Below are 26,288 nucleotides of genomic sequence, written 5' to 3'. Positions count from 1 at the left end.
TCCCCCTATGCGGTAAGCCGTTCGGCTTCATCCTGTTTGAACCAGCCAAGTCCTTCCTCGGTGGTTGTCTTTGGCTTATATTCGCAACCGATCCAGCTCTTGTAGCCAGCATTTTTCAACGCTTCGAACACATATGGATAGTTGATTTCGCCGGTGCCCGGTTCGTTGCGGCCCGGATTATCGGCTAGCTGAACGTGGGCAATCAGCGGCTTGTAGCGTTCATAAGTGGCAATCAGTTCGCCGCGCGTGCGCTGCTGGTGATAAAGATCATATTGAATGAACAGATTGTTGCTGCCCACCTCATCGATGATCGACACCGCCTGTTCGACCGTATTGAGATAAAAGCCCGGAATATCATAGTGATTGATCGGCTCGATCAGCAGGCGAATGCCGTGCTTGCCAAGTTCCTTTGCAGCAAGCCTGAGATTGCTGACGAAGGTTGCGCGCAACACATCCGGGTCAACACCTTGGGGGGCAATGCCTGCAAGGCAATTGACCTGCGAACAGTTAAGTGCTGTCGCATAGTCAATCGCGTCGGCGACGCCGCGGCGGAATTCATCGATACGATCCGGCAGAACCGCGATACCGCGCTCGCCGCCACCCCAATTACCCGCAGGCAGATTGTGCAGCACCTGTGCCAAATTGTGCTTGGCGAGTGCAGCTTTCAGCTCATGGCGGTTGAAGTCATAGGGGAAGAGATATTCCACCCCTGTGAAACCGGCTTTGGCGGCGAGAGCGAACCGATCCATAAACGGCACTTCGTTGAAAAGCATGGTGAGATTGGCTGCAAATCTTGGCATTTCCGCCTCCTCTATTTTTCTACGCAATTGCGAAGGGAAAACCGCTTCACAGTTTTCCTGCAATTGCTCATTTTTAATCCAGCAGCATGGCAATCGCCGTTGGCGCATCTTCGCCACGCTCGGCCAGTTCTTCGAACTCGACCACCTGATCGATATCGGCGCCCATGGAAATATTGGTGACACGCTCAAGGATGAACTCGAGAACGACCGGCACCTGATGTTCTTCCATCAGCGCCTTTGCCTGTTCGAACCCTTCCGCGAACTGGTTCGGGCTTCGAACGCGGATCGCCTTACAGCCGAGGCCTTCGGCAACCGCTACATGATCGACGCCGTAACCCTTTTCCGCATCACCCGATGCATTAATGTTATCGAATGCAAGACTGACCTCGAAATCCATATTAAAGCCGCGCTGCGCCTGACGGATCAGACCGAGATAGGAATTATTCACGACGACATGAATGTAAGGCAGCTTGTGCTGTGCGCCGACCGCCAGTTCCTCAATCATGAACTGGAAGTCATAATCGCCGGACAGGGCAACAATCGGACGATCAGGATCGGCCGCGCGAACCCCAAGTGCAGCTGGCAATGTCCAGCCCAATGGGCCTGCCTGACCGCAATTGATCCAGTTGCGCGGGCGATAAACATGCAGGAACTGCGCGCCGGCAATCTGGCTCAAACCAATGGTCGTAACATAGCAAGTGTCACGGCCAAATGCCTTGTTCATTTCCTCATAAACACGCTGCGGCTTCAATGGTGTCTGATCGAAATGCGTTTTGCGTAGCATGGTTTTCTTGCGCTCAGCACATTCCTGCGCCCAGCCAGACCAGTCGCGCAGTTTGCCTGCGGTTTTCCATTCGGTGGCGACATCCAGCAGCAGTTTCAGGGCTTTGCCAGCATCCGAAACAATCCCGAAATCCGGTGCGAAAACGCGGCCGATCTGGGTTGGTTCAATGTCGACATGGATAAATTTGCGATCTTTTTTATAGGTATCGACATTGCCGGTATGACGGTTTGCCCAGCGGTTTCCGATGCCGATCACCATGTCGGAGGCCAGTAGCGTTGCATTGCCGTAGCGATGCGAGGTTTGAAGACCGCACATGCCCGCCATCAGGCGGTGATCATCAGGGATGACGCCCCAGCCCATCAGGGTCGGGATAACCGGAATGCCGGTGATTTCAGCAAATTCAACCAGAAGATCGGAAGCATCGGCGTTGATGATACCGCCACCTGCAACGATTAACGGATGTTCCGCGTCGTTCAACATCGCGATGGCCTTTTCGGCCTGGGCGCGGGTGGCTGAGGGCTTATATGCTTCCATCGGCTGATAAGTATCGATGTCAAACTCGATTTCGGCGAGCTGGACATCGATCGGCAGATCGATCAACACCGGGCCGGGACGACCCGACTTCATGATATGAAAAGCCTTCTGGAAAACAAAAGGCACCAGTGCTGGCTCCATAACCGTGACCGCCCATTTGGTAACGGGGGCCGCGATCTTGGCAATATCGACTGCCTGAAAGTCCTCTTTGTCGAGGCGCGCGCGGGGGGCTTGGCCTGTAACGCAGAGGATTGGAATTGAATCGGCAGAGGCCGAATAAAGGCCGGTAATCATGTCTGTACCAGCCGGGCCGGACGTACCGATGCACAGGCCAATATTGCCATGCTTTGCGCGGGTGTAGCCTTCCGCCATGTGCGAAGCGCCTTCAACATGACGCGCCAGAATGTGACGGATAGAACCCCGTGCCTTCATGGCAGAATAAAATGGGTTGATCGCAGCGCCCGGCACACCGAATGCGCAATTGATCCCTTCTTTTTCCAGCACAAGTACGGCTGCATCGACTGCACGCATTTTGGCCATGTTAATCTCCTCCAGCGGAAAGCTAATCCATAATTAAAAGCTATATCCAAAAAATGGAAATGCATACCATTATATGGAAATAAAGATTTTCAACGGAATGGAGATAATCACCGCACACTTCCCGAGATTACGATCATGGGGTAGTGATGAAAGAACAGGGAATCGGAGGCGGCACATGGAACAGGCAAAAGCAAAGCGCGGCCGCAAGGCAGCGGAGAATGCCGCGCCCTCATCCGTTCAGGTTTTAGATCGCAGTCTCAGGCTTCTGGCGCTCATTGCCGAGAATGACGGCTCGACATTAACCGACCTCGCCGACGCCAGTGGCATGGCTCCTTCGACCGTTCATCGGCTTCTCTCATCGCTCGCCAATCACGGCATGGTTTCGCATGATGTAGAAACCGGCGACTGGACCATTGGCGTCAAGGCTTTCGAGATTGGCAACGCTTTTCGCCGCTTCCGCAAGCTCGGCACGCTGGCGCGGCCCTATCTTAAATCATTGATGGAAACGAGCGGCGAAACCGCAAATATCGGCATTGAGGACGGCGGTGACGTCGTGTTCATTTCGCAGATCGAAAGCCATGCGCCGATGCGCGCCTTCTTCCGCCCAGGTCGTCGCGGTCCAATCCACGCCTCGGGTATCGGCAAGGCAGTTCTGTCCACATGGTCGGATACGGAAATAGCGCGCACGCTCTCTGGAAGAACGCTTGAACATTTCACGCAGCGCACGCTCAACACCTTACACGCATTGCTGAAAGATATTCAGGCAACCCGCACGCGCGGCTGGTCGATTGACGACGAAGAACATACGCTCGGCATGTGCTGCATCGCGGCGCCCATTTTCAACGAATATGGCGAAGCGATTGCTGGCATCTCTGTCTCCGGACCTGCGGTGCGCCTGCCCCGACAAAAGCTTGACGAACTCGGTCCACTGATCCGCTCGACAGCCGATGAGCTGACCCGCACCATGGGTGGCAAGCGACCGGAAGAGTTGTAAAAGCAGAAGAACCCGCAGCAGATTTCTCCGCCGCGGGCCCTCCCCCTCCCTCCTCCAGAGATTTTTTAGCCGAGTTCCGATTTCAACGGCTTGCCTGCAACATAGGTCTCGACAATCGCGCGATCATCGCCAACCGTTTGCAGCAGGAACAATTCCTGCTCAAGCGTGGCCCCTGCTGCCATGCGCAGGCGCATCGGCGAGGTGGCAGCTGAATCCAGCACCACAATATCGGCTTCCGTGCCCTCGTCGAGCGTGCCGATCTTGTCTTCCATCGATAGTGCGCGGGCGTTGCCGAGCGTCATCATGTAGAATGACTGGAACGGGTTGAGGCGGCTTCCACGCAATTGCAGTACCTTGTAGCCCTCGTCCATCGTGCGCAGCATCGAGAAGCTTGTGCCGCCGCCGACATCAGTGGCAACTGACATACGCACGCCCGATGCTTTCAGGCGGTCGCGATCGAAAAGCCCGGAACCCAGAAACAGGTTCGACGTCGGGCAGAAAACGGCAATCGAGCCGGTCTCTGCCATCACCTTCACTTCGCGCTCTTCTAGATGGATGGAATGGCCCAACAAGGTCTTGCTGCCCAGCAAACCATAATGCTCATAGATGCCAAGATAATCAGACGCATCCGGGTAAAGCGATTTTGTGAACTCAATCTCTTCGTGATTTTCCGAAAGATGTGTCTGGATGAAGCATTCAGGATGCTCGCGTGCCAGAACCTGACTGGCTTCCAGCTGTTCAGGCGTCGAGGTAATCGCAAAACGCGGCGTGATCACATAATCAAGGCGATCTTTGCCATGCCAGCGGGCGATCAGATGCTTGCTGTCATCATATCCCGATTGAGCTGTATCACAGAGTGCTGGCGGCGCATTGCGATCCATCATCACCTTACCGCCAAGCATACGCATATTGCGATGCTGCGACGCGCGGAAATAGGCATCAACGCTCTGCGGGTGTACCGAGCAATAAGCGACAGCCGTGGTGGTTCCATGGCGGATCAATTCGTCCAGAAAGCGCTCAGCGATAAATTCCGCGTGCTGCTCATCGGCGAATTTCTGCTCTGCCACGAATGTATAGGTGTTGAGCCATTCAAGGAGATTGGCCGCATAGGACGCGACAACCTGTGTCTGCGGATAATGGATGTGTGTATCGATGAAACCCGGCAGAATAAGATGCGGGCGATGGTCGGCAACTTGCACGTCATGGCCTGCTTCAGCGCTCACATCAGCATAGTCGCCCAGGCGCGCAATGCGGCCATTTTCGACAAGCACGGCACCGTCTTCGATATATTGATAGGATTGAGCATCATCCAGACTCTGCGGTTCGTCACGAAAAGTCAGCACGCGGCCACGGATGAGAAGTTTGGTCATTGTTATTTTGCTCCAGAAGTCGCGGATTCATACCAGGAAGCGAGCAGCTTGCGCTCCTCATTACTTACCCCGGTGACGTTGGCAGGCGGCATGGCATGGGAACGACCGGCCTGCAAATAGATTTCGCGCGCATGGGCCGCGATATCTTTATCTGTTTCAAGAACCACACCTTTTGGCGGCACGATGATGCCTTCCCAACCTGGCTCTTTGGCGTGGCACATCGCACAACGTCCCAGAACAGTATCCCGCACTTTTTCAAAGTGCGGGTCTGAGATGAAAGTCTGCTGTAGCGATGAAACCTTTTGTTCTTCCGGCTCTCCGGTCAGAATTTTCGGCACGGTCGACAGCCACATGATGATGATGAACAGGATAACCGTCACCAGCCATGTCCAAGTCGGGCTACCCTTGCGAGCGTGCTGGGTGTTGAACCAGTGGCGGATCGTGACACCCATCAGGAACACCAGCGATGCGATGATCCAGTTGAATTCGGTTCCGAAGGCCAGCGGATAGTGGTTCGACAGCATCAAGAACAGAACCGGCAGCGTCAGATAGTTGTTATGCGTTGAGCGCTGCTTGGCGATCTTGCCGTATTTCGGATCTGGCTTGCGACCGGCAATCAGATCGGCCACCACGATTTTCTGGTTCGGAATGATGACCATGAACACGTTGGCAGACATGATTGTCGCGGTAAAAGCTCCCAGATGCAGGAAAGCTGCACGACCCGTAAACAGATGCGTATAGCCCCAGGCCATCACCACCAGAATGCAGTAGAGAATGACCATCAGAAGCGTATCGCTCTTGCCGAGCATCAGCTTGCAGATGGTGTTATAGGCGATCCAGCCAAACGCCAGCGAAGCGATCGAAATGGCGATTGCCGTCGGTGCCGATACATCGAGCACATTCGGATCGACCAGATAGAGATCGGCGCCCGCATAATAGACGATGCAGAGCAAAGTGAAGCCCGACAGCCATGTGGCGTAGGATTCCCATTTGAACCATGTCAGATGCTCTGGCATCTCGGCGGGGGCAACCAGATATTTCTGGATATGATAGAAGCCACCACCATGGACCTGCCATTCTTCGCCATAAGCGCCGACGGGCAAGCCCGGACGCTGACGAAGTCCTAAGTCCAGCGCGATGAAATAGAAAGACGAGCCGATCCACGCAATCGCGGTGATGACGTGTAGCCACCGCACTGCGAAGCCCAGCCAGTCCCAGGCCACGGCAAGATCATACATCCGGTACTCCCATTCTCAGAGCGCGTCGCGTCCAGAAGGACGCATAAAGGACACTCTGTCTTGTTTTGTTGCCGCATCATGTTTTCCAAAAATCCATTATTGATTTTTGGCCCAATGCGGCGGCCCCATTGTTCGTTACTTTATTATGTGCCAAAGCTTTGCACCAATGGGAACGTCACAACACGACCATCACTTTCAAAAAAATCTAGACAATCGTGGAGGGGACGCATGTCTTATCTTGATAATCTGCGCGTTTTTGTGCGCGTTGTCGAATTGGGGAATTTATCAGCAGCAGGCCGTGACCAGCGTGCTTCGCCAGCTGTTGCAAGTAATCGAATCAAGGAGTTGGAGAAGCATCTTGGTGTGCGTCTCTTCAACAGAACGACACGCAAACTGACGCCAACCGAGCATGGCCGCATATTTTATGATGGTGCTTTAAAGATCCTCGAAGCAGTGGATGAAGCCGAAGCAGCCGTCGCCGAACTTGCCAAGAATCCCAAAGGTTCGATTCGCATTACAGCACCTCTGGGACTGGGTCGGAGGCTTATCGCATCGGGAATTCCGGAGTTTCACGACAAATATCCGGACATCGAAGTGCGCCTGCGACTATCTGACCATGAGATCGATATCATGAGCGAAAGCGTTGATGTTGCTTTCAAATTAGGCGTTCTGGAAAATTCCAACTTGCGGATGCGCGGTATTCTTAACTGCGAACGTGTGATCTGTGCTGCACCTGAATATCTGGAAAAGCATGGCACGCCACAGTCGCCGGAAGAGCTTTTGGGCGACAAATATGATTGCCTTCTGCTGCGGTTTCCCGGCTCCAAAGAGTTTTACTGGTCGCTGCAAACGCCGGAAGGTCTGCGTAAGTTCGAAGTCACTGGTCCTTATGACTCCGATGATGGCGACGTATTGACGCAATGGGCGCTTGGTGGACGCGGAATCATCAACAAACCGCTGTTTGAGGTGAAGGAATATATCCGCGATGGGAGGCTTGTGCCAATTCTTGAGAGCACGCCGCCAGCGTCGATTCAGCTTGCTGCGATCTATCCGCACAAGCGGTTTCAGGACCCGAAGGTCCGTCTGATCATCGATTTCATGACGGAACGCTGCCAGCGCTTGATCCGCGAAGCACTGGCTTAAAGCGCCGTGCGCCCTTTTGGGCGCACAAAGGTCGCTCTACTCTTTGCTTTTATCGCATTATCCAACACACAACCGCTTCGCACTTTTGCTGGAAATACTGTAAATAACGCCCGCCTGATCAATTGAATTAGGCGGGCTGTAAAACTTTACTGGAAACGAGCACAGCGGTTAAAACTTCTGCCGCAGCCAATGCGGCAATGACTTCCGGGCGCTTGTCTTTCACGACTGAGCCGCCAACCGGACAGACGAGATTTTCAAATAAATCATCGCTACCGATTTCACGTTTCAACCAGTTTTTGAAAGTGGCTTTTTTGGACTTCGAGCCAATCATGCCAACATAAAGAGCATCGTCGCGCTGCAAGGCTTCCGCCACGATCAAGAAATCAAGCGCATGGTCATGGGTCAGCACGATGAAGGCGCTGCCGGGCGGTGCCGATCGCACGACCTGTTCAGGCATAGCCGCAAGACAGGTTTCGACGCCGGGAGCATCCACTGCCATAAGCTCCGCTTCACGCGTATCCACCAGAATAACCCGTACAGGTGTCAGCGATAGCGAATAGGCCAAAGCATCGCCCACATGGCCCGCACCAAAGACATAGATATGCGGGCGGGTGGCGATTTCGGCATCAACTTTGGCAACAAGATCCTCAGCCAGTCCTCGGTTAACCCGCCGGAAGCTCAGGCCTACACGGCCACCGCAGCATTGGCCAATTTCGGGGCCAAGAGGTACATCCATCGGGGAATCTCTACCGCCAGCCAGGATTTTGCGGGCGTGGTCAATCGCCATATATTCGAGCTGGCCACCGCCGATAGTGCGGAAAATCATGTCTCGGGCGACAAGCATCCAGGCACCTGCATCACGCGGCGCAGAACCTTTCACATCAGTGACTTCGATCAGAACACTGTCGGGCCGTTTATTGAGAAACGCCCTTATGTCGTCCCGCCTGCCCAGCATCGCATCAGCCTTTCTGACTTCGTAAACGCTCGATAGCCATCAGCACGCGCTCGGGCGTTGCTGGCGCATCAAGGCGCGGACTGATTTTGTGGTCTGCAACGCTGGCAACCGCGTCCGACAGCGCATAAAGCACAGACATGCCATGCGGCAGCGGCGGTTCACCCACGGCCTTGGAGCGGTGGATCGTTGGCTCGTAAGCCTCCGACCAGTCGGTCAGCGCCACATTGAAAATCTTCGGACGATCTGATGCCAGCGGGATCTTGTAGGTTGACGGTGCATGTGTACGCAGTCGGCCTTTGTCGTCCCAGACAAGCTCTTCCGTAGTCAGCCAGCCCATGCCCTGCACGAAACCGCCTTCAATCTGGCCGAGATCGATGACGCGATTGAGAGATCGCCCGGTATCATGAAGAATATCAGTGCGTTCCACCACATATTCGCCGGTGAGCGTATCAACGGAAACTTCCGAGCAAGCCGCGCCATAGGCGTAATAGTAAAAAGCGTGGCCTTTACCTTTGGCGCGATCCCAGTGGATTTTCGGTGTCTTGTAATGACCCGATGCTGAAAGTTGCACGCGCCCGATATAGGCCTGCTTCACCAGATCGTTGAAGCTGATCTCCTGATTGCCCACCCGAATACGGTTCGGGAGAAACACGACTTGATCTTCCGGCACCTGATATTGCTGGGCTGCAAAATGAAGAAGGCGCTTCTTGATCTGACGCGCCGCATCCTGTGCGGCCATACCGTTCAAGTCAGCACCGGACGATGCCGCCGTAGGCGCTGTGTTTGGAACTTTCGCGGTCGTTGTCGCGGTGATCTTCACGCGATCAAGATCGATCTGAAACTCTTCGGCTACAACCTGCGCCACTTTCAGATGAAGCCCCTGCCCCATCTCCGTGCCGCCATGGTTCATATGCACCGAGCCGTCATTATAGACATGCACCAGCGCGCCAGCCTGATTGGATTCCGTCTTGGTGAAGGAGATGCCGAATTTCACTGGCGTCAGTGACATGCCGCGTTTGACGTAGCGGCTTTTGGCGTTGAATTCGCGGATTGCCTCGCGGCGCTTCGCGTAGTCCGCACTTTCCTCAAGCTCGGAAACGATACGCTGGATGATGCAGTCTTCCACCTTCTGGTGATAGGGCGTCACATTGCGCGTGCCACCTTCGGTGCCCATGGCATCGTAGAAATTGAGCTTGCGGATTTCGAGCGGGTCTTTGCCGACAGCAAAAGCCACTTCCTCGATCACGCGCTCGGCCCCCACCATGCCTTGCGGACCACCGAAACCACGGAATGCCGTGTTGGAAACGGTATTGGTATAAAGCGGTGCGGACTGCGCATGAACGGCAGGGAAGAAATAGGCATTGTCGCAATGAAACAGCGCGCGATCGCCGACCGGACCGGATAGGTCGGCAGAGAAACCCGCATTCAGTGCGAACATATAATCGACACCGAGGATATTGCCCTCATCGTCGAAACCGACTTCATAATCGATCATGAAATCATGCCGCTTGCCGGTCGAGGTCATATCCTCATCACGATCAAGACGAACTTTAACGGCGCGCTTGTGCTTCTTGGCTGCGATTGCAGCAATGGCTGCCCATTGATTGGCCTGTGTTTCCTTGCCACCGAAGCCGCCGCCCATACGGCGCACTTCAACCGTCACCGAATGGCTCGGCACACCCAGCGCATGGGCGACCAGATGCTGCGTTTCACTTGGGCCTTGTGTGGAGCAATAGATGGTCACATCGTCATCTTCGCCGGGGATTGCGAGCGAGGCCTGCCCTTCAAGGTAGAAGTGATCCTGCCCACCGACTTTCATACGCGCTTTGACCTTGCGCGGTGCGTCATCAATGGCTTTGCGAGCATCACCACGATTGAGCGTCAGCGGGGTAAAAACCAGCTTGTCCTTGTAACCATCGAGACCGGAAATCGAGAACAGGCCCGGCATTTCTTCATATTCGACCTTGGCAAGACGGGCTGCGCGGCGCGCCTGATCACGCGTGCGGGCAACAACCGCAAAAATCGGCTGACCGTGGAACTGAACATTATCAACCGCGAAGATCGGATCGTCATGCATACCAGATGGCGAAACATCGTTTTCGCCCGGCACATCCTTATAGGTCAGCACGTCGACCACACCGGGAGCAGCGCGCACGGCAGACAGGTCCGTAGCAATGATCTTGGCATGGGCGACCGTCGAGAAGCCGACGCCGATATGCAGCGTGCCTTCAGGTTCCGGAATATCGTCGATATAGACCGCTTCGCCTGTGACATGCTTGTGGGCTGAATCATGGCGCTGATCGGTCGCAACACCGCCCTTAATACGGGCTGCTTTGATTGCGTTTGCAGGATGCTTGTTCATGTCACCCTCCTTATGCAGCTTCAACGTTTGGCTTACGCAAAGGTTCGCTTTCGCCTTGCGTTTCAGCATAGAAGCGGCGGAGCAAATTCTTCGCAACCAGCAAACGATAATCGGCTGTAGCGCGCATATCGCTTAGAGGCTGATAGTCGAGACCATAGGCTTCGAGTGCGGCTTCAACGCTCTCCTCATTCCAAGGTTTACCCATCAGCGCTGCTTCCACATTGGATGCCCGCTTGGGCGTTGCGGCCATACCGCCATAGGCAATGCGGATAGATGCGACTTTGCCTTGTGTATCGAGCGTCAGATGGAAGGCACCGAGCGTGGCCGTGATATCCTCTTCAAACCGTTTGGAAATCTTGTGAATGGCAAACTGACTGCCTTCAAGCGGCACCGGCACATGCACGGCTTCCACAAACTCGCCGTGCTGACGATCCTGCTTGCCATAGGCGATGAAGAACTCTTGCAGAGGAATGGTGCGGCGTTCTGTTCCCTTGCGAAGCGTCAGCTTTGCATCAAGCGCGATCAATGGCGGCGGCGTGTCGCCAATCGGCGAACCATTGGCGATGTTGCCGCCGATAGTGCCCATATTGCGTACCTGTTCACCACCAATGCGGTTGATGAGGCTTCCCAGCGTTGGAATACGCTTTGCCAAAAACGAAAAGGCTTCCGTATAGGTGACGCCTGCACCAATGGTGATGACGCCATCTTCTTCGCTCATTGTGCGCAGTTCATTGAGATGCCCAATAAAGATCACCGGCGAAATATCGCGCATCATCTTGGTAACCCAAAGGCCGACATCGGTTGAACCGGCAACGATTGTTGCCTTGGCTTCGGCTGCATAAACAGTGGCAAAATCATCAAGATCGGCAGGCACGACCAGACGATCCTTACCACTACCCACTTCAACCCGCGCGCCATCACGCAATTCCGTCAACTGGCTGATGACATGCGCACGCTCAACAGCAAGCGGATCGTCCATCAAAGTACCGTAGTCAGAAATCACACGCGCTGCACGCATGATCGCTTCGTAGCCGGTGCAGCGGCAAAGATTGCCTTGCAGCGCCTTTTCAATCTGAGCATCTGCAGGCTTTGGATTGCGCATCCACAGACCATAAAGCGACATGACGAAGCCCGGCGTACAGAAGCCGCATTGCGAGCCGTGAAAATCGATCATCGCCTTCTGCACCGGATGCAAACCACCGTCGCAGCCGCGCAAATGCTCGATGGTGACGACATGACAACTGTCCAGCGAGCCCACGAAGCGGATGCAGGCATTCACGCTTTCATAGACGAGTTCGTCACCAACGATCTTGCCGACCAGCACCGTGCAAGCACCACAATCGCCCTCGCCGCAGCCTTCCTTGCTGCCGCGCAGTTTGCAGGAAAGACGCAGATAATCGAGCAAGGTTTCTGTCGGCGAAACGCGGTCGAGCTCAACTGTCTCGCCGTTCAGCAGAAAGCGGATATTATGTCTGACTGCTTGACCCATATCGCTCAGCTCCCGCGATAGGTTGAATAGGAAAATGGCGAAACCAGAAGCGGCACATGATAATGCGCCTTTTCGTCGGAAACACCAAAGCGTAGCGGCACCACATCCAGAAACGGGATCGCATCATCGCTTTTGCCGAAATATTCGCCGACATGGAAAAGCAGCTCATATGAACCAGAATGTAGCGCATCGCCCGCAAGCAGCGGCGCATCACAGCGACCATCAGCATTGGTGCGGATTTCGCGCAGAATCTCTGCCTGCTGATTCTCGATGCGGCGTAATTCGATGCGCAGATTTGCGGCTGGTTTACCACTGACCGTATCAAGGACATGCGTCGTTAACCGGCCCTGACCGCTTGCTTGGCTTCCCATTTGTACTCCTGCCGCCTGCACGATTCTTCCGGCATCACCGTTAGAACCATTGCAAGCACTTGTTTTTATGTGGTTTATTTCGCGCGACATTCAAGCCATTGCGAACCACACTTGTTCCCGATTGTGAGTATTTACCTAAGTCCTGTCTTGGGAAAGATGATAATCGTTGGATGTCTTTCAAAATTTTGAGGGGGAATGGTCCGCGTAAATCTTTATTATCATAGGCAAAACAGACAAAAACCGAGGGAATTCCATATGAGTTATCCGCGCAATCTGGTTGGCTATGGCCGCAACACTCCAGACCCACAATGGCCGGGTGGGGCCAATATAGCGGTGCAGTTTGTCGTCAATTATGAGGAAGGCGGCGAAAGCTGCATCCTCGATGGCGATCCGGCGTCCGAATGCCTGCTTTCGGAAATCGTCGGCGCGCAGGCATGGAACGGCCAGCGCAACCTCAATATGGAGTCCATTTACGAATATGGCGCCCGCTCAGGCTTCTGGCGTTTGTGGCGCGCGTTTACGCGACGCAACATGCCAGTGACTGTCTATGGCGTGACCCTTGCCATGGAGCGCAATCCCGAGGCCATCAGCGCCATGAAGGAAGCCGACTGGGAAATTGCCAGCCACGGCCTGCGCTGGTGGGAATATAAGGATGTACCCGAAGAGATAGAACGCGAACATATTCGCGAAGCGGTACGTCTGCACACGGAGATTACCGGCTCGCGCCCACTCGGCATCTATCAGGGCAAGCCTTCGGATAACACGCTGAAGCTGGTGATGGAGGAAGGCGGCTTCCTCTATTCAGCCGATTCCTATGCCGATGAACTGCCTTATTGGGTTAAGGGGCCAAAGGGTCCGCATCTGATCGTGCCTTATACGCTCGACACCAATGACATGCGCTTTGCCACGCCACAGGGCTTTAACTCCGGCGATCAGTTCTACACCTACCTCAAAGACACATTCGACGTGCTTTATCGCGAGGGTGCAGAAGGCGCGCCAAAGATGATGTCGATTGGCCTGCATTGCCGTCTGGTCGGGCGTCCAGGTCGTGTGGCAGCACTTGAACGCTTCCTTGATTACGTACAGAGCCATGACAAGGTGTGGGTTGCCAAGCGCGTCGATATTGCGCGTCACTGGCACGAACATCACAAACCGAAACAAATCGATGTTGTGCCATCCAAGGCCAGCAAGGCGGATTTTGTTGCACGCTATGGCGGGATTTTCGAGCACTCGCCATGGATTGCCGAACGAGCCTACGACACCGGCCTGACGGAACTGGCCGATTCTGCATCCGGTCTTCATACGGTTCTGGTCCGCGCATTCCGCGCTGCATCAGACGATGAAAAGCTCGGTGTGCTGCGTGCCCACCCCGATCTTGCGGGAAAGCTTGCGGCGGCGAAGCGTCTGACACCGGAATCCACATCTGAGCAGGCATCTGCCGGTCTTGATGCTTTGACAGATGATGAGCGCAAGACATTCACCGAACTCAACGACACCTATACGCAGAAATTCGGCTTTCCGTTCATCATCGCTGTCAAGGGCCGCAACCGCCATGAGATTCTCGATGCTTTCAAACGGCGCGTCGAAAACAGCAAGCAGGCGGAGCTGGAAACGGCGTCCGAACAGGTCGAGCGCATCGCGCTGCTGCGGCTCAAAGATATTCTTCCCGAAACACTGTATTGATCAGAGGCAACAATGAGCCGTAATTATTACGCACCGACCGGTGGCCTGCCGCCACAGACGCAAATTCTGACTGATCGCGCGATGTTCACCGAAGCCTATGCGGTTATTCCAAAAGGCACATTCAGCGATATCGTCACAAGCTTCCTGCCCTTCTGGGACAAGACACGGCTATGGATCATCGCCCGCCCACTATCGGGTTTTGCCGAGACCTTCTCGCAGTATATTATGGAGGTGCAGCCCGGCGGTGGCAGTGACCGCACAGAGCTTGATGACGGCGCACAGGGTGTGTTGTTCGTTGTCGAAGGCGAAATCACCGTCACGCTTGACAGCCAGGATCATGTGCTGACAGAAGGCGGCTATGCCTATCTGCCGCCAAAGAGCGGCTGGACGCTTCGCAACAATTCAAGCGCCGTCGCGCGCTTCCATTGGGTGCGCAAGGCTTATGAAAAGGTCGAGGGCCTTGACGTGCCGGAGCCGCTTTTCCTCAACGAGAAGACCATTGCACCAACGCCGATGCCTGACACCAATGGAGCATGGGCGACAACGCGCTTTGTCGATCCAAACGATCTGCGCCACGACATGCATGTGACAGTCGTGACATTCGAGCCGGGCGGCGTCATTCCCTTTGCCGAAACCCATGTCATGGAACACGGGCTTTATGTGCTGGAAGGCAAAGCCGTCTATCGCCTCAATCAAGATTGGGTGGAAGTAGAAGCGGGCGATTTCATGTGGCTGCGCGCCTTCTGCCCGCAGGCTTGCTATGCTGGCGGGCCAGGCAAATTCCGCTATCTGCTTTACAAGGACGTCAATCGTCATATGAAGCTGTCGCGATAACAGCGCAAATAAAAGCGGCGGGCCTAACATTATAGTTAAGCCCGCCGCAGCCATTTTCCGACTGGAGATCAGAATTTAAAACAGCGCAGTCCTTCTACGCTATCCAATGGCATCTCGTGATGTAGTTGATCGAATATTAAATTCAAAATTACATGTATTTTTTCATAGATATATGAAAACGGATAAGTATTAATGTATTAATTCAAAAATAAGTATGGCCGCCACAATATGTGGCGGCCATGCTTTGTATTAGAACGAGCGCTGGAAGCGAACCATACCCTGCCAAGCATCCTTGCCTTTCAGGTAAGACTTGTCATCCTGCCACTTGGTGTAGGAAACTTCTGGTGTAACAGTAAAGCCAGGAACCAGCTCGTAGGCAACATTTGCGGTTGCTGCAAATGTGCTGCTGCCATCATATGCAGCCTGCGCATTGAGGGTTGCCTGTTCGGTTGCCTTGAAGGATGCACCGCCCCAAACGGCCCAATCACCACCCCAAGTACCGTAGAAGCTGCTGATCGCACGAACCTGTCCGAGAACATTGCCCGAACCATCTGTTACGTTCATGTATTGGTCCTTGTTGGACTTATATCCGCCCATAGCCCAGATCGAGAACTGATCGGTGATGTTTAAATCAGCGCGAGCCTTGCCAGCCCATTCTTCATTGCGGGCGTCATAAGCTGCGACTGCAGCAATCTTACCCCAACCCTGCTCATACTTCAGGCCGCCAACGACATGAGGCGTATAATCCTTGATGGCGCCGTTATAACCATACTTGCCATCGGTATCGACGTTGTTGCCCTGTTCAAGCGACAGAATTGCCGAGAAGCCGTTACCAGCATTGAATGTGTAGCTGATCAAACCTGTGCGATAGCCACCTGCAAGGATGACGTCGTCGTTGATGACATTGCCGAGATAACCCGGAAAGGTAACGAATGCAGATTCGTCGAGACCTACGCGGAGACCTCCAAGCTCGATATAGCCGTAACGCAGTTCACCGGACGTACCGGGCGTGCCATTACCCCAATCATATCGCGTTTCAGCATAGGTCTTGAGAGTTCCCAGCTCGGTTTCAGAAGCAGTCGAAAGGCGCAGCGTGAAGCGGGCTTTATTATCCCAGGTCTTACGCTCGTAGTCTTTGCCACCAATCGCAGCACCGTCACGATCTGTAAATCCGCGACCGTAAACATCATCACCGCCGGTCAGATCATAGCGGACATAACCAGATACGCGCAGGCAAGTCTCAGTTCCCGGGATGTAGAAGTAGCCTGCTCCATAAGCATCGCATACGCGTACATATTCTACGTGTTCTGGCTCGGGAGCCACAACGGCATCAGCTGCATTCGCAGCAGCAGTTCCCACCGCGATAGTTGCCACTGACCCGAGAAGAAGTCCCTTAATAGTCATTTTGAAAATGCCTCCAGCAAATTTAAGTTAATTAATGCAAATGACTGATAGAATAGAAAACTCAACAATCTCAATTGCAACTTTTACAATTTCAAAATTATCGAATATTGTGTGTTAATTTAAACACTATTTAGAATTACATTGAAATATAGCAATTTTTATCAAAAATAGCACACCCTATATGTTGCTACATACGACTTGTTGCCTATAAATTAATGGCATTGATTTTAAAATATTGAGATTCACCAATTACATTGATGCTCACACCGTATTCATAAAAAGCCATCACTCCCGATGAATTAAGTATTCACCAGTATATATTAATTAATGTTTTTAGATAATTCATATTTCATAATTTACTTATATTTATTATTCTGCAAATATATTTCTATTGTAAAAGAATTAACGTCATGTACACTGGCATCGGAAAGGTTTGATTTCGAGTTAAAACCTTTTAAAAAATGCCCATTAACAGAGAATCTATTTATGAAAATCTATCGCCAAATCGGTCTCACAATAGGCTTTGCCGTAATCTCGAGCCTTCCCGCTATTGCTGCACCTCTCCCTGGTGGGGCCAGCACTTTGCAGGAAACCTATGAGGATTGGACAGTTTCCTGCCAGTCTGCAAAAGACAACACAGTTTGCGCAGTCCGCCAGGATCAAAGCAGCACACAGACCGGTCAGCGCGTCCTGACGGTCGAGTTGCGCAATGTGAACGGCGGCAAAGTCGAAGGTGTCATTCTGATGCCATTTGGCCTTGATCTCGCAAAAGGTTCCACTCTCAAGATCGACGAAGTTGATGGCCCGCATTTGACTTTTTCAACGTGCTTGCCGCAGGGCTGTCTGGCGCCAGTTAGTTTTGATGCCAAGCAGGTCGCCTCGCTCAAGGCTGGCACAAATTTGAACGTCAGCGCGACTGCACTCAGCCCAAGCCAGGCTGTCGCTTTCAAAATTTCATTGAAAGGCTATGGTGCAGCGCTCGACCGTATTATTGCACTTACGAAATAATAGGGGGCATTTGATTTTAGCGGATACATAACGATATCCGCAGCATCAAAGATCACGCCGTACGGCTTCCACCGTACGGCTTTTTTTGCGCACCCTTGATGCGCAATAGGGCACAGTGTGTCCTTTTGGGCGCACGGTGCTCTAACACGTTATATTTACAGCATAATTTTACCCCAAACTGATTCAAGTTTAAGGAATAATATAATAGGCTCGGGTTCAGTCCTTAAACCGCACCTATGCGCTTGAGCGATCGACGCCAGCGCATGGTCATCAGCACCGAAACAATAGCAAGCCCTGCTGCCAGACCAAGCCAGACACCCGCACCGCCAAGCTTGAACTGGAATGCCAGCAGCGCGCCCAACGGTAGGCCCACACCCCAATATCCGACCAGCGCCAGATACATCGGAACACGCGTGTCACGCAGACCACGCAACATGCCCGCTGCAACCGCCTGCGCGCCATCGACAATCTGAAACAGTGCAGCAAGCGCCAGGAACGTGACCGCGAGTTCGATAACGGCGAAGTTTTCCGGGTCCTTAAGGTTGAGAAATACGCCGATAAACAGGCGCGGGATGAGAATCATCAGCAGGCCCATGATCGCCATAAAGCCGACGCCAAGCGCATAGGCGCTCCAACCTGCATAGGCCACGGCCTGCGGATCACCACGACCATAAGCACGACCAACACGCACGGTTGCTACCTGACCAAATCCAAGTGGCACCATGAAGCTGAGCGATGCCACCTGAATGGCAACCGCATGGGCTGCCATGGCTGTCGGCCCGATATAGCCCATCATGACGACGGCTGCATAAAAGATCGAGGTTTCAAATACGAAGGTCAGCGCCATTGGGAAACCGATGCGCCATAGCTCAATCAGGCGTGGCCAGTCCGGACGCCAGAAGCGACCGAACAGGCGATAGCGACGAAAACGGTGATGGCGCACGGTGATAATGGCCATGCCAAGGAACATCATGATGCTCGACAGCGTGGTGGCGATACCCGCACCATGCAGTTCCATACGCGGGAAGCCAAAATGGCCGAAAATCAATGTCCAGCCCGCCAGCGCGTTGAACCCGATGGCAGCAGCGGCAACCAGCAGCGTCCACATCGGCTTTTCCATCGCCGCAAAGAACGAGCGCAGCACGATGTAGAAGAGATATGGCAGCAGCGCCCATTGCAGCGTGTGCATGAAATCCGTTGAGCGTGCCGCAATATCCGGCTGCTGACCTAGGAAGAGGAAAATCTCCTCGCAATGCCAGAGCACAATCCAGATTGGGACAGAGATGATGATCGCTGACCACATGCCCTGACGCACGGTACGGCGAACATCGCGCACCGAATGCCGATTCTTGCCGAGCGCGATGGCGATCATCGGCATTACAGCCGAGACAAGCCCCATCGAGAAGATCATCAGCGTATGGTAGAAACTGGTCGCAAGCAGCGCCGAGGCAAGCGTATCCTTGCCCAATCGCCCGATGAAAATCACATCAGTTGCCGTCAATGCCGCTTGCGAAAGATTGGTTAGAATCAGCGGCCAGCCCAGTTTAAGGGCTGTCGACATTTCCCGGGTCCAGCGCTGCACGCTGTTCAATTGTGGCTCGCGAAAGCCCGCATCAACTGTATTGGTCACAAGTTACTCCCCGAACTGTCCGGGGCCGTCAATCCGCCAGACAATCCATAGCCAGAACACGCGCCATGACGTCAGAGACCATGTCAATCTGAGGAATTTAGCATCGTGATACGAATATCGATCGCCCCATGCCGGCTAAGAGCGTTCATCGCTAAAAGCGACTTCGCCCCAACTTTTCGGATTGTTCAATTTCTATTGGGAACGTTGTGTATGTTCCAGAAACTGATCCGGAGCCAAGCGGGCTGCGCATCGATTTGCACAAAATTGGAGCACAATGGATATCAGACTTGCACAAAGAAGCAACACACCTTGGGAAGTAAATTCTCAACTGCTGACATGCGTGGAAATCGATTTCCAACATGTCGCAAAACGGCATTTTTCCGTCCGTATTTCAGTTGACCGCGACGCCGCGTGATTTACCAATAGTGGCGATGCGAATTTGCGAGGAAAGCCATGCGTAGTACCAAAGTCATCCACATTGTTGGTTGTCATGCAGAAGGTGAAGTCGGTGATGTTATTGTCGGTGGCGTGGCTCCTCCTCCTGGCGATACCGTGTGGGAGCAGTCGCGTTTCATTGCCAGCGACGAGACCTTGCGCAACTTCGTGTTGAACGAGCCGCGTGGCGGCGTGTTTCGCCATATCAATCTGCTGGTCCCACCCAAAGATCCGCGCGCGCAGATGGGGTTCATCATCATGGAACCCGCTGATACCCCGCCAATGTCGGGTTCCAACTCGATCTGCGTCTCCACTGTTCTGCTGGATAGCGGCATCATCCCGATGCAGGAACCGATAACCCGCATGGTGCTGGAAGCGCCCGGCGGAATCATTGAAGTGGAGGCGGAATGTCGCAACGGCAAGGCCGAGCGCATCAGTGTCCGCAACGTGCCGTCCTTTGCAGATCGTCTGGATGCTTCATTGGAAGTTGAAGGACTTGGCACAATTACCGTCGATACTGCTTATGGCGGTGACAGTTTCGTCATTGTCGATGCGACGCATATCGGCATGAAGATTGAGCCGGGTCAGGCGCGTGAACTGGCCGAGATCGGCGTGAAGATCACCAAAGCCGCCAATGAACAACTTGGTTTCCGCCATCCTGAGAAAGACTGGAACCACATTTCATTCTGCCAGATCACTGAACCAGTGACACGCGATGGCGACGTACTCACCGGCGTCAACACCGTGGCGATCCGCCCGGCCAAGCTCGACCGTTCGCCAACTGGCACTGGCTGTTCAGCGCGCATGGCCATACTACACGCTAAGGGCCAGATGAAAGTCGGTGAAAGATTTATCGGCAAATCTGTACTTGGAACGGAGTTTCATTGTCGACTTGATAAGGCTGTAGACCTTGCGGGCAAGCCCGCCATCAGCCCGATCATTTCCGGTCGCGCATGGGTGACGGGGACTTCGCAACTTATGCTTGATCCGAGTGATCCTTTTCCGGGCGGTTATCGACTTTCCGATACATGGCCCCGAGACGACTGATATTTACGCGCTGACAAGACGAAAACCTCAATCACCTTGCACCACTTGTCCAACAAACAAAAAACCCCGCTAAAGCGGGGTTTTCTTTTTTCATTGTATTCAGACTTACGCAAAGTCGAGAGCGCGGTCGCCGTCTTCATCCTTAATGCGCGATGGCAGGCCGATCTGGTTCAGGATGTGGAGGAAAGGCTTTGGATTAAGCTCTTCGACATTGACCATCTTCTTCACGTCCCATTCGCCCGAAGCGATCAGGATTGCGGCTGCGACCGGCGGAACACCAGCAGTGTAGGAAATGCCTTGGCTACCCACTTCGTTATAGGCTTCCTTATGGTCGGCAACGTTATAGATGAAGACTTCCTTCTCTTTGCCGTCCTTGGTGCCCTTGACGAAATCGCCAATGCAGGTCTTGCCGGTGTAATCCGGTGCAAGCGACGATGGATCAGGCAGAACGGCCTTGACCACCTTGAGCGGCACGACTTCCAGACCTTCAGCGGTCTTGACCGGCTGTTCGGACAGAAGGCCGAGATTGTTGAGCACCGTGAAGACGTTGATATAGTGATCGCCAAAGCCCATCCAGAAACGCACATCGGCGTTCGGGTAGTTCTTGGACAGCGAGTGCACTTCATCATGGCCGGTCATATAGGCCTTGCTTGGGCCGACGACAGGCAGATCGAAAGTCTGGCCGACTTCGAACATCTTGTTCGACTGCCACTGACCGCCTTGCCATGAATAGACTGTGCCGGTGAATTCGCGGAAGTTGATTTCAGGGTCGAAGTTGGTCGAGAACCAGCGGCCATGCGAACCGGCATTGATGTCAACGATGTCGATGGATTTGACTTCATCGAGATAATCGTCAGCAGCCAGACGTGCATAGGCATTGACCACGCCTGGATCAAAGCCGATGCCGAGAATTGCGGTGATGCCTTTCTCTTCGCATTCCTGCAAATTCTTCCATTCGTAGTTGCCATACCACGGTGGGGTCTCGCAGATCTTCTTCGGATCTTCATGGATCGCGGTATCCATGTAAGCCACGCCCGTATCGATACAGGCGCGAAGGACCGACATATTGAGGAAGGCCGAGCCAACATTGATGACGATCTGAACGCCTGTCTTCTGGATCAGAGCCTTGGTGGCTTCAATATCCAGCGCGTCCAAAGCATGCGCTTCCAGTTTCACCTCAGTCTTGAGGCTCTTCTTTTCATGCACGCTATCGATAATCTTGCGGCATTTCTCAACCGTGCGGGACGCAATATGGATATCGCCCAATATGTCAGAGTTTTGAGCACATTTATGTGCAACAACCTGTGCCACGCCCCCGGCGCCGATAATGAGAACGTTCTTCTTCATTTTCTGTCGATGCTTCCTCTTCCAGCGGTTACCCGCCATCTGTTAACCGTCCCGATTGCCTTCTCACCCGGAACACATGAGTTTTTCGCAGTCTGAGGACCGCAAAAGGATCTTTAAGAAAGCGACCCTTCAAAATCCGCATAATCAAATTCGCGGACTAATTTGACCGTGCCATCAAGTTCGCGCACGGCAATGGCTGGCATTTTCACGCCATTAAACCAGTTCTTTTTGACCATGGTATAACCGGCCGCATCTTCAAATGAGAGGCGGTCGCCAATGGCAATCGGCTTATCGAAAGTGAACTCGCCGAAAATATCGCCAGCAAGGCAGGACTTGCCACAGATCATGTAGCTGTGCTCGCCGTTATTTGGCGCCATTTTCGCCTTTTCACGATAAATGAGCAGATCGAGCATATGCGCTTCAATCGAGCTATCTACGATTGCGAGGTTCTTGCCGTTATAAAGCGTATCGAGAACCGTCACTTCCAGCGTCGTGGTCTTGGTGATCGAGGCTTCGCCCGGCTCCAGATAAACCTGTACGCCGAACTTTTCCGAGAACGCCTCCAGGCGTGCGCAGAATTCATCGACCGGATAATCGTCGCCGGTGAAGTGGATACCGCCGCCAAGGCTAACCCATTCAACGCGATCGAGAAGCGAGCCAAACTTTTCTTCGATGTCGGTCAGCATCTTGTCGAAAAGACCGAAATCGGAGTTTTCGCAATTGTTATGGATCATGAAGCCGGTGACGCGGTCCATGACCTTTTCGACCTTCGCCACATCCCATTCGCCAAGACGGCTGAAGGGACGCGCCGGATCGGCGAGGTCAAAGCTTGAAGACGAAATGCCGGGATTAAGACGCAGGCCGCGCTTGATATGCGCAGCCTTATCAGCGAAGCGTTCGAGCTGGCCAATCGAATTGAAGATGATCTTGTCAGCATGGCTAATGACTTCGTCGATCTCATGATCGGCATAGGCCACGCTATAGGCATGGGTTTCGCCGCCAAATCGCTCATGGCCAAGACGCACCTCATTGAGCGAGGATGACGTCGTACCATCCATATATTCGCTCATCAGATCAAACACCGACCATGTAGCAAAGCACTTGAGCGCCAGCAGGGCTTTCGCGCCGGACTTCTCGCGCACATAGGCAACTTTTTCCATGTTGCGCTTCAACTTGGTCTTGTCGATCAGATAATAAGGCGTCTGGATCATGGTCGTTCCGGGTCGTCAGTTAGGGGAGATGGCCTGTCCAGCTGGCTGGCGGGCACGTTATTTGCTCTGGCGCGCATCTTATCCGAAAACCGTTTCACACTTTTCGGGATGCACTATAAAAGCCGCTTTGGAGAGGCTTATAGGAACCTTGTGACAGAAACACAAATCCGCCACAGACGTTTTGAGAAAAATTTCTCCAACGCAGCGGCGGATTTTGAATTCTGTGCTTCATATAGGGCTTTTCATCTTAAATTGAACCCCTTTTGATTTTTATTGGCGTTGTTTTACTTCACTCCCCATTCCGAAGTTTGAAAAAGCATTTTATAAGGTCGCCAACGCGTGCGGACAGCGGGCATTAACCCGCCTCTGAAATGCGGGATAGGACCAGGGAAAGAAATGCAGACCGAAAATCCAGCCGCCACTGTAACAGCAGGGGCTACCGCAGGCTGGGGAGAATTGTTCGCGGGCAAGAATGCGATCCGTTCGCTAACGCTCGTCGGTGGCGTAGCGCTTCACGCCATCAATGTTTTCATTGCCACAACCATATTGCCAACCGTGGTCGCCGATATTGGCGGCATGGATTATTATGCCTGGAACACTGCGCTGTTCGTTACAGCGTCTATTCTTGGCTCAGCGCTTGTCCCGAAACTTCTGTCTCAGGCAGGCCCACGCAATGCCTACCTGGTTGCAGCGGTGATTTTTGCGGCAGGAACCTTGGCCTGCGGCCTTGCGCCTTCTATGCCAGCCATGCTTGCAGGCCGTGTCGTGCAGGGCCTTGGCGGCGGAATGATGCTGGCGCTCTCCTATGCCATGATCCGAATCGTCTTTGACGAACCGCTCTGGCCACGCGCCATTGCGCTGGTTTCCGGCATGTGGGGTGTGGCAACACTGGTTGGCCCGGCAATTGGTGGCATCTTTGCAGAACTCGGTGTCTGGCGTGCCGCCTTCTGGTCGCTTGTGCCGGTGATTGGCATTTTTGCCCTCATGGCGACACTCATCCTGCCAAAACGTGCGGGCGATAGTGAAAACAAAGATAGGCTTGCATGGCCGCAGCTGATCTTGTTGACGACAGCTGTTCTGATCATTTCGGCCGCAAGCATTTCACCAAGTGCCGTCTGGAATATTGCAGGTGTAGCCATCGCATTTGCCGTGCTTATGCTGCTTGTTATGGTCGAGCACAAGTCGACAAAGCGGATTCTGCCTAAAGGCACATTCAGCCTGAGCCGCCTTGGCGCGCTTTACCTCACAATGGGTTTTCTCGGGGGATCAGTCACGAGTTCGGAAGTCTTCGTGCCGCTGTTTTTCCAGGTTCTGCACAATCAGTCGCCGCTGGTTGCCGGTTATCTTGCAGCACTCATGGGCGGCAGCTGGACACTTGGCTCTATCGGCTCATCCGGCGTAACGGGCAAAAGCGTTAACCGGGTTATCCTTGCAGCGCCCATCATGGGAATTGCAGGTATGGTAACACTTGCAATTCTGGTTCCGCCGGGCAGCGAGGGACATTGGACCAGCCTGCTGCCAATCTGCCTTGCCATGGCAATCATAGGCTTTGGCGTCGGCATGACATGGCCGCACCTGCTCACCCGCGTTTTCAAACGTGCGGAAGCAGCGGACCAGAATCTGGCTTCGGCATCCCTGACTACGGTACAGCTTTTCACCACAGCTATGGGTGCAGCGCTTGCAGGGATGATTGCCAATCTGGCGGGGCTCAGTAACCCCGGTGGCTTTGCAGGTATATCGAATGCCGCCCTCTGGCTGTTTATCGGTTTTGCAGCCATGTCGAGCATTGCGCTCTTTGCAGCGATAGCACTGGTTCGCAGTTCAAAATAGAGCGGGTCGCTATTAATTGAGCCCTTTATGCTCGCTCTATCTTCTCCTTTTCACGCATGTCGTTATCGGAAAACAGGTTCCCACTTTTCCGAGACATGCGCTGAAACCGAAAATGCCGCTTCCGGAGCATACCATGCTTCGGAAGTATTCACGATTGGAACACCATTCCTTGAGACTGCGTTTGGATTCGATTTAATTGCGCGACGCATTCAACCTGATTAACTCTTGATGTCGGGACATAGAAGCATTATTCCGATTTCCGTAATCGTCGGCCGGGCATGGTGCAGCATACCGGCAAATCACGACCTCCGCGGAAGCCACCCTGAAGGCAGCCAGACGCGATCCCCTTGATTGCGATGAAAGACGTTTGCTTCATTTGAAGCGAATACCGTGAAAAGCGAAACAGAGACAGTTCCGACAATGAGCAGCAATTTTTATCAGGAAACCGTTCTTGACGTTCACCACTGGACCGACAGGCTGTTTTCATTCCGCACCACGCGCGATCAAGGCCTCCGCTTCCAGAGCGGCCAGTTCATCATGATCGGCCTTGAAGTGAACGGCAAACCGTTGCTGCGCGCCTATTCGATTGCTTCCAGCGTCTATGATGAACAGCTCGAATTTTTCTCGATCAAGGTGCAGGATGGTCCACTGACCTCGCGCCTGCAGCATCTTAAAGAAGGCGACAAGCTGATCGTCGGCAAAAAGCCGGTCGGCACTCTGCTTTACGACAATCTCATTCCAGGTGACAATCTGTGGCTGCTTTCGACGGGTACAGGCCTTGCGCCATTCCTGTCGATCATCCGCGATCTCGAAGCCTATGAGCGCTATAAGAAAATCATCCTCGTGCACGGCGTGCGCGAAGTGAACGAACTGGCCTATGCTGATCTGATCACCAAGGAATTGCCGGAAGACGAATTCCTCGGCGAAATGGTGCGTGAAAAGCTGATCTATTACCCAACCGTGACGCGTGAAGAATTCCGCAACAAGGGTCGCCTCACTGACCTCATCAGCTCCGGGAAGATTTTTGAAGATCTCGGCCTTCCGAAATTCTCCGAGCAAGACGACCGCATGATGCTTTGTGGCAGCCCGGAAATGCTGGCGGATATGCGCGTCATTCTGGAAGGTCTCGGCCTTGAAGAAGGCAGCCAGAGCGAAGCCGGTCATTTCGTGATCGAAAAAGCTTTCGTGGAAAAGTAAAACGCGCCGCATAAAGATAGAAAGGGAGGCTCATGCCTCCCTTTTTGTTATTTATAATTCGAATTTACAGACTACGCGTCAT

The 26,288-nt window shown here is 53.5% G+C and carries 20 protein-coding genes; 8 read left to right on the top strand and 12 right to left on the bottom strand.

Features of this window, described 5'->3' with window-relative positions; all coding sequences use genetic code 11:
* Positions 1-5: 5 nt before the first annotated feature.
* Both hyi and gcl read right to left on the bottom strand, forming a co-directional pair.
* On the bottom strand, positions 6-800 hold the full coding sequence (hyi, locus tag CEV34_RS09150; RefSeq protein WP_007873593.1) for a hydroxypyruvate isomerase: 795 nt from the start codon (positions 798-800) through the stop codon (positions 6-8).
* 73 nt (positions 801-873) lie between these two features.
* Positions 874-2,658, bottom strand: a complete 1,785-nt coding sequence (gene gcl / locus CEV34_RS09145; RefSeq protein ID WP_094543526.1) for a glyoxylate carboligase — start codon at positions 2,656-2,658, stop codon at positions 874-876.
* Between the two features lie 175 nt (positions 2,659-2,833).
* On the opposite strand from gcl, the gene CEV34_RS09140 reads away from it, so the two are divergent.
* Positions 2,834-3,652 (top strand): IclR family transcriptional regulator, encoded by an 819-nt coding sequence (locus tag CEV34_RS09140; RefSeq protein ID WP_007873591.1) that lies wholly within the window; start codon positions 2,834-2,836, stop codon positions 3,650-3,652.
* A gap of 65 nt (positions 3,653-3,717) precedes the next feature.
* On the opposite strand, the gene guaD is transcribed toward CEV34_RS09140, so the two are convergent.
* Positions 3,718-5,022, bottom strand: a complete 1,305-nt coding sequence (gene guaD, locus CEV34_RS09135; protein WP_007873589.1) for a guanine deaminase — start codon at positions 5,020-5,022, stop codon at positions 3,718-3,720.
* Between the two features lie 2 nt (positions 5,023-5,024).
* Positions 5,025-6,260, bottom strand: a complete 1,236-nt coding sequence (locus tag CEV34_RS09130) for a urate hydroxylase PuuD (RefSeq protein WP_007873587.1) — start codon at positions 6,258-6,260, stop codon at positions 5,025-5,027.
* Positions 6,261-6,488: 228 nt separating this feature from the next.
* On the opposite strand from CEV34_RS09130, the gene CEV34_RS09125 reads away from it, so the two are divergent.
* Positions 6,489-7,403: a LysR family transcriptional regulator gene (locus CEV34_RS09125; protein WP_007873581.1), complete on the top strand. Its 915-nt coding sequence runs from the start codon at positions 6,489-6,491 to the stop codon at positions 7,401-7,403.
* A gap of 127 nt (positions 7,404-7,530) precedes the next feature.
* Here CEV34_RS09125 and xdhC read toward each other — a convergent pair whose 3' ends face one another.
* From xdhC to uraH, 4 genes are read right to left on the bottom strand one after another with little or no spacing between them, the layout of a single operon-like run.
* On the bottom strand, positions 7,531-8,358 hold the full coding sequence (gene xdhC, locus CEV34_RS09120; RefSeq protein ID WP_007873571.1) for a xanthine dehydrogenase accessory protein XdhC: 828 nt from the start codon (positions 8,356-8,358) through the stop codon (positions 7,531-7,533).
* Between the two features lie 4 nt (positions 8,359-8,362).
* Positions 8,363-10,720, bottom strand: coding sequence for a xanthine dehydrogenase molybdopterin binding subunit (gene xdhB / locus CEV34_RS09115; RefSeq protein ID WP_094543525.1), 2,358 nt, complete (start codon positions 10,718-10,720; stop codon positions 8,363-8,365).
* Positions 10,721-10,730: 10 nt separating this feature from the next.
* Positions 10,731-12,209: a xanthine dehydrogenase small subunit gene (xdhA, locus tag CEV34_RS09110; protein ID WP_007873567.1), complete on the bottom strand. Its 1,479-nt coding sequence runs from the start codon at positions 12,207-12,209 to the stop codon at positions 10,731-10,733.
* Between the two features lie 5 nt (positions 12,210-12,214).
* A complete protein-coding gene (gene uraH / locus CEV34_RS09105) occupies positions 12,215-12,580 on the bottom strand; it encodes a hydroxyisourate hydrolase (protein ID WP_007873565.1) in 366 nt (121 codons plus the stop codon).
* 255 nt (positions 12,581-12,835) lie between these two features.
* On the opposite strand from uraH, the gene puuE reads away from it, so the two are divergent.
* The gene (puuE, locus tag CEV34_RS09100) at positions 12,836-14,263 is read left to right on the top strand and encodes an allantoinase PuuE (protein WP_007873562.1); all 1,428 of its coding nucleotides are present in this window, start codon (positions 12,836-12,838) and stop codon (positions 14,261-14,263) included.
* A gap of 12 nt (positions 14,264-14,275) precedes the next feature.
* Positions 14,276-15,097 (top strand): bifunctional allantoicase/(S)-ureidoglycine aminohydrolase, encoded by an 822-nt coding sequence (locus CEV34_RS09095; RefSeq protein WP_007873557.1) that lies wholly within the window; start codon positions 14,276-14,278, stop codon positions 15,095-15,097.
* A gap of 249 nt (positions 15,098-15,346) precedes the next feature.
* Here the strand turns inward: CEV34_RS09095 and CEV34_RS09090 are convergent, their stop codons facing one another.
* Complete coding sequence (locus tag CEV34_RS09090; protein ID WP_007873555.1) at positions 15,347-16,501, bottom strand: porin; 1,155 nt, start codon at positions 16,499-16,501, stop codon at positions 15,347-15,349.
* A gap of 486 nt (positions 16,502-16,987) precedes the next feature.
* On the opposite strand from CEV34_RS09090, the gene CEV34_RS09085 reads away from it, so the two are divergent.
* Positions 16,988-17,509, top strand: a complete 522-nt coding sequence (locus tag CEV34_RS09085) for an invasion associated locus B family protein (protein ID WP_007873551.1) — start codon at positions 16,988-16,990, stop codon at positions 17,507-17,509.
* A 223-nt stretch (positions 17,510-17,732) separates the two neighbouring features.
* Here the strand turns inward: CEV34_RS09085 and CEV34_RS09080 are convergent, their stop codons facing one another.
* The gene (locus tag CEV34_RS09080) at positions 17,733-19,139 is read right to left on the bottom strand and encodes an MATE family efflux transporter (RefSeq protein ID WP_007873550.1); all 1,407 of its coding nucleotides are present in this window, start codon (positions 19,137-19,139) and stop codon (positions 17,733-17,735) included.
* Positions 19,140-19,592: 453 nt separating this feature from the next.
* On the opposite strand from CEV34_RS09080, the gene CEV34_RS09075 reads away from it, so the two are divergent.
* Positions 19,593-20,621, top strand: a complete 1,029-nt coding sequence (locus CEV34_RS09075; RefSeq protein WP_007873549.1) for a trans-3-hydroxy-L-proline dehydratase — start codon at positions 19,593-19,595, stop codon at positions 20,619-20,621.
* Positions 20,622-20,726: 105 nt separating this feature from the next.
* Here the strand turns inward: CEV34_RS09075 and CEV34_RS09070 are convergent, their stop codons facing one another.
* Together CEV34_RS09070 and nspC are read right to left on the bottom strand one after the other, a co-directional pair.
* Complete coding sequence (locus CEV34_RS09070; RefSeq protein WP_007873548.1) at positions 20,727-21,968, bottom strand: saccharopine dehydrogenase family protein; 1,242 nt, start codon at positions 21,966-21,968, stop codon at positions 20,727-20,729.
* Between the two features lie 113 nt (positions 21,969-22,081).
* A complete protein-coding gene (gene nspC / locus CEV34_RS09065) occupies positions 22,082-23,179 on the bottom strand; it encodes a carboxynorspermidine decarboxylase (protein ID WP_007873547.1) in 1,098 nt (365 codons plus the stop codon).
* A gap of 396 nt (positions 23,180-23,575) precedes the next feature.
* Here nspC and CEV34_RS09060 point away from each other — a divergent pair, with 396 nt between their 5' ends.
* Both CEV34_RS09060 and CEV34_RS09055 read left to right on the top strand, forming a co-directional pair.
* Entirely contained in the window at positions 23,576-25,009 is a 1,434-nt protein-coding gene (locus CEV34_RS09060) for an MFS transporter (protein ID WP_007873546.1), read from the top strand.
* A gap of 420 nt (positions 25,010-25,429) precedes the next feature.
* On the top strand, positions 25,430-26,206 hold the full coding sequence (locus tag CEV34_RS09055) for a ferredoxin--NADP reductase (protein ID WP_007873545.1): 777 nt from the start codon (positions 25,430-25,432) through the stop codon (positions 26,204-26,206).
* The last annotated feature ends 82 nt before the right edge of the window (positions 26,207-26,288 follow it).

Source organism: Brucella pseudogrignonensis, assembly GCF_002252525.1.
GTDB classification, from domain to species: Bacteria; Pseudomonadota; Alphaproteobacteria; order Rhizobiales; family Rhizobiaceae; genus Brucella; species Brucella pseudogrignonensis.
This window is presented reverse-complemented; position numbering and strand designations above follow the sequence as displayed.

Coding starts and splice junctions, on each gene's coding strand:
- CEV34_RS09055 (WP_007873545.1), top strand. CDS start 25,430: ATGAGCAGCAATTTTTATCAGGAAACCGTTCTTGACGTTCACCACTGG.
- CEV34_RS09085 (WP_007873551.1), top strand. CDS start 16,988: ATGAAAATCTATCGCCAAATCGGTCTCACAATAGGCTTTGCCGTAATC.
- puuE (WP_007873562.1), top strand. CDS start 12,836: ATGAGTTATCCGCGCAATCTGGTTGGCTATGGCCGCAACACTCCAGAC.
- xdhB (WP_094543525.1), bottom strand. CDS start 10,720: ATGAACAAGCATCCTGCAAACGCAATCAAAGCAGCCCGTATTAAGGGC.
- CEV34_RS09060 (WP_007873546.1), top strand. CDS start 23,576: ATGCAGACCGAAAATCCAGCCGCCACTGTAACAGCAGGGGCTACCGCA.
- CEV34_RS09075 (WP_007873549.1), top strand. CDS start 19,593: ATGCGTAGTACCAAAGTCATCCACATTGTTGGTTGTCATGCAGAAGGT.
- CEV34_RS09070 (WP_007873548.1), bottom strand. CDS start 21,968: ATGAAGAAGAACGTTCTCATTATCGGCGCCGGGGGCGTGGCACAGGTT.
- CEV34_RS09140 (WP_007873591.1), top strand. CDS start 2,834: ATGGAACAGGCAAAAGCAAAGCGCGGCCGCAAGGCAGCGGAGAATGCC.
- gcl (WP_094543526.1), bottom strand. CDS start 2,658: ATGGCCAAAATGCGTGCAGTCGATGCAGCCGTACTTGTGCTGGAAAAA.
- nspC (WP_007873547.1), bottom strand. CDS start 23,179: ATGATCCAGACGCCTTATTATCTGATCGACAAGACCAAGTTGAAGCGC.
- uraH (WP_007873565.1), bottom strand. CDS start 12,580: ATGGGAAGCCAAGCAAGCGGTCAGGGCCGGTTAACGACGCATGTCCTT.
- CEV34_RS09090 (WP_007873555.1), bottom strand. CDS start 16,501: ATGACTATTAAGGGACTTCTTCTCGGGTCAGTGGCAACTATCGCGGTG.
- CEV34_RS09130 (WP_007873587.1), bottom strand. CDS start 6,260: ATGTATGATCTTGCCGTGGCCTGGGACTGGCTGGGCTTCGCAGTGCGG.
- CEV34_RS09125 (WP_007873581.1), top strand. CDS start 6,489: ATGTCTTATCTTGATAATCTGCGCGTTTTTGTGCGCGTTGTCGAATTG.
- xdhA (WP_007873567.1), bottom strand. CDS start 12,209: ATGGGTCAAGCAGTCAGACATAATATCCGCTTTCTGCTGAACGGCGAG.
- CEV34_RS09095 (WP_007873557.1), top strand. CDS start 14,276: ATGAGCCGTAATTATTACGCACCGACCGGTGGCCTGCCGCCACAGACG.
- guaD (WP_007873589.1), bottom strand. CDS start 5,022: ATGACCAAACTTCTCATCCGTGGCCGCGTGCTGACTTTTCGTGACGAA.
- hyi (WP_007873593.1), bottom strand. CDS start 800: ATGCCAAGATTTGCAGCCAATCTCACCATGCTTTTCAACGAAGTGCCG.
- xdhC (WP_007873571.1), bottom strand. CDS start 8,358: ATGCTGGGCAGGCGGGACGACATAAGGGCGTTTCTCAATAAACGGCCC.